Consider the following 3,557-nt stretch of genomic DNA (forward strand, 5'->3'; position numbering starts at 1 on the left):
GACAGTAAACAAGCACATGTTCGAATACGTGACCAAGGTCCCGACCGATCAGGGGCGATCGGTCCGGAGCACCAGATCGGCTGCGCTGCGGGTCCCTTCCGCGGCGAACAGGGCGCGCTCCTGCGCGGCCCACACGTCCCACCACGGCTCGTACGCCTCACCGTCGCGTGCCAGGGCGCGGGTCCTGCGGGTCTCGACGTCGGCCTCGACCCAGACGAGCGCGCTCAGGAAGGGGCGGAGCGGTCGCGAGCCGCTGCCGCAGCCGTCGAGCACGAGCAGCGGTGCGGGCTCGACCGGCAGGCCGGGCAGCCAGGTGTCGCGCACCCAGCTCCACCGTCGGGGCCGTGCGACCTCGTCACGTGCCAGGGGGGCCAGCAGGTCCAGGGCCAGCGCAGGGGGCATCCGCGACAACCCTCGCCACCCCGGCACGAAGGTGTCGGTCCGCAGCACCACCGCGTCGGTCCGTCGCGCCAGCTCGTCCGCGAGCGACGACTTGCCGGACCCGCTCGGCCCGTCGATCGCCACCACCGTGGTGGAGCCGCACGCCGGTAGTCGTCCGCGCACCAGCTCGACCACGGCGTCCATGCGGCCAGCGTAGGTTCGGGCGCGGCGCAGGGATCGTCCGGCGGTCGGTTCGGTCAGGCGAGTCGCTCGACGAGCGCGCGACCGAGGGCGCGGCCGGACACGAAGGCCGCCTCGACGGACGACGACGGGCCCCAGGAGTCGCCGCACGCGCCGATGCCGTCGTCGTCGAGGTGGAAGGGCGCCTCGCGCTCCTGTGCGGGGCGGGCGAAGGTCCACCGTTGCACGTGGACGAGCGAGGGCTCGTCGCCCGGCACGTCGACCACCTCACGCAGCGCGGCGAGCATCGGGTCGGCGGCCGAGGCGGGGTCGGCCAGGTGCCGGCGGGCGCGCTCGGCGGTGCTGTGCGCGACGAGGACCGGGGCCCGGTCGCCACGGCGCAGCCCGTCGTCGGCGACCCACGTCAGGTCGGGGTGGTCGCCGACGAAGACGCCGTCCTCCTCGGGCCAGGTGCGCCGTTCCCAGCCGACGGTGAGGGCGAGGGCCGGCTCGTAGGGGTCGTCGAGGGCGTCGTGGGCGGCGGTGCCGGGCGCCACGAGCCTGCGGGCCTGGGGGTCAGGCATGGCGAGCGCGACGGCGTCGGTCCGCTGCCCGTCGACGCTCGGCCGCTCCCCGACGGTCACGTGCTCCACGGGGTCCGCGCTGCGGATGTCGAGGCCCTCGGCCAGGTCCTGGACGAGGGAACGGAGCCCGTGGGGCGCGGACCACCGGACGGGGCCGGGCTTCGGCTCCCGCTCGCCGTCGGACCATGCCGTGAACGTGTCGGTCCACGGTCGCGCGAGCCCTCGGCGCTCCCAGTCGTCCACGACGGCGGCGAAGGCGTCGTCGCGAACCGTGAAGTAGCTGGCACCGATGTCGACCACACGGTCGCCGTATCGGCGCAGGGCCATGCGGCCGCCGGGTCGACGGCCGGTGTCGCGCAGCACCACCGTGTGTCCTGCGGCCTCCAGCTCACGAGCGCACGCGACGCCGGACACGCCGGCTCCCACCACCACGACGTCTGCCATGCCCCGATCGTCGCACTCACCGGCGCACCCGGCAGGACGAGACGAGCCCCCGACCCGGGCGGGTCGGGGGCTCGTCGGAGCGCGTCGGCTCAGGCCGCGTCGCGCGTGGGGTAGTCGGTGTACCCCTCGGCGCCGCCACCGTAGAAGGTGTCCGGGTTCGGCTCGTTGAGCTCGTCGCCGTCGCGCCAGCGCTCGACGAGGTCGGGGTTGGCCAGGAACGGACGGCCCACGGCCACGAGGTCGGCGAGGTCGCCGTCGACGATGTGCTTGACCTCGTCGAGATCCGTGACCTCGGTGAACCCGGTGTTCGCGATCACGACGCCACCGAAGCGGCTGCGCAGCTCGCGGAAGAGGTCGCTCCCGGGGTCGCCGAGGATGCTCAGGTAGGCCAGGCCCAGGTCGGCGATGCCGTCGACGAGCGCGAGGTAGGTGGCGCGCGTGTCGTCGGCGTCCTCCTCGAGCACGCCCTGGATGTTGTGGGCGGGCGAGATGCGCAGGCCGACCTTGTCGGCGCCGATGGCCTCGGCCACGGCCCGGACGACCTCGACGGTCAGGCGTGCGCGGTTCTCCGGGGTGCCGCCGTACTCGTCGCTGCGCTCGTTCGTGGACGGCGCGAGGAACTGGTGGAGCAGGTAGCCGTTGGCGCCGTGCACCTCCACGCCGTCGAGCCCGGCCTCCACGGCGTTGCGCGAGGCCTGGACGAACTCCTCGACGATGCCGGGGATCTCCGACGTCTCGAGGGCGCGGGGCTCCACGTGCGGCTTCTGTCCCTCGGCGGTCACCATCTGGTTCGGCGCGGCGATGGCGCTGGGCGCGACCGTCTCGAGGCCGTCCTTGTTGTCGGGGTGGGCGATGCGACCCACGTGCATGAGCTGCGCGACGACGCGACCGCCGTCGGCGTGCACGGCCTCGGCGACGCCGCGCCAGCCCTCGACCTGCTCGGCGGAGTGGAGGCCCGGGGTGGCGAGGTAGCCCTGGCCGACGGCCGACGGCTGCGTCCCCTCGGTGACGATCAGTCCGGCACCGGCGCGCTGGCCGTAGTACTCGGCGGCGAGGGCTCCGGGCACGCCTCCGGCCTCGGCGCGGTTGCGGGTCAGCGGCGCCATGACGAAGCGCTGCGGCAGCTCCCAGGCGCCGACGGTGATCGGGTCGAAGACGGTGGTCATGTCTCTCCTTCAGCTCGGGTGTCCCGGACCCTGTCCGGGTGGGGCCGCGGGCGGCCCATCTCCTTCACTGTTCAACCATCTGCACGACGACGCATTCCGAATCGCGGCGACTGTGGGGGGTCTCACCCGCTGGCGTAGGCTGACGTCCGCCGTCGCCGCTGGTGCGGGTCCGGCGGCACCGGGATGTAGCGCAGCTTGGTAGCGCATCCGCTTTGGGAGCGGAGGGTCGCAGGTTCAAATCCTGTCATCCCGACCCTGCTCGACCGTGGGCGTGGCGGTCAGCGCACCCGTGTGCTCGTCCGTGCACCCTGTGACGTCGTCATCCCGTCCCGTGAGGGTCGGAAGCGGACCCAGTACGTCCGCTTCCCCTTCGGCTGGCGGGCGAGGGTCGTGGTCGCCCGACCGTCCACGACGCGGATCGTCCCGATGCGGTCCGAACCCTTCCTCGACCGGTAGAGGTCCAGTGAGCCGTCGACGTAGGCGGCGCTGACCTTCGCGACGGTCACCTTCGCCGACACCGCGACGCGACGGCCACCGCGCGGCGTCAGCGTGGCCTTCACGCTGCTGCGGGCCGACGTGACGTCGCGCGACGTGCTCCGCACGACCGCACGGGCGTATCCCGGACGCTGGACCGTCGCCTGCGCGACGACGTTGCGCCCGACGTCGGACGCGGTGGGTCGATAGCGGGTGCCGGTCGCGCCCTTGATCGCCTTCCCGTCGCGGAGCCACTGCCAGCTGGTGGTGCTCGGGGTGGGGGAGAGCGTGCCGGTGCGGGCGGTGAGCAGCTCGTGGGCGACCGGGG

The 3,557-nt window shown here is 73.6% G+C and carries 4 protein-coding genes and 1 tRNA gene; 1 reads left to right on the forward strand and 4 read right to left on the reverse strand.

Annotation, left to right across the window (positions count from 1 at the left end; translation table 11 throughout):
• Nucleotides 1–48 precede the first annotated feature (48 nt).
• From ASF38_RS10590 to ASF38_RS10600, 3 genes are all read right to left on the reverse strand, one after another.
• Nucleotides 49–585, reverse strand: coding sequence for an AAA family ATPase (locus ASF38_RS10590; RefSeq protein WP_056575771.1), 537 nt, complete (start codon nucleotides 583–585; stop codon nucleotides 49–51).
• 53 nt (nucleotides 586–638) lie between these two features.
• Nucleotides 639–1,589, reverse strand: coding sequence for an NAD(P)/FAD-dependent oxidoreductase (locus tag ASF38_RS10595; protein ID WP_056575774.1), 951 nt, complete (start codon nucleotides 1,587–1,589; stop codon nucleotides 639–641).
• A gap of 89 nt (nucleotides 1,590–1,678) precedes the next feature.
• Nucleotides 1,679–2,755, reverse strand: a complete 1,077-nt coding sequence (locus tag ASF38_RS10600; protein ID WP_056575777.1) for an alkene reductase — start codon at nucleotides 2,753–2,755, stop codon at nucleotides 1,679–1,681.
• Between the two features lie 179 nt (nucleotides 2,756–2,934).
• On the opposite strand from ASF38_RS10600, the gene ASF38_RS10605 reads away from it, so the two are divergent.
• Nucleotides 2,935–3,008 (forward strand) — tRNA-Pro (locus ASF38_RS10605).
• A gap of 25 nt (nucleotides 3,009–3,033) precedes the next feature.
• Here ASF38_RS10605 and ASF38_RS18090 read toward each other — a convergent pair.
• Nucleotides 3,034–3,557: hypothetical protein (locus ASF38_RS18090; protein ID WP_056575781.1), on the reverse strand; the 524-nt coding region annotated here is incomplete at its 5' end.

Source organism: Aeromicrobium sp. Leaf272, assembly GCF_001422865.1.
Lineage (GTDB): Bacteria > Actinomycetota > Actinomycetes > Propionibacteriales > Nocardioidaceae > Aeromicrobium.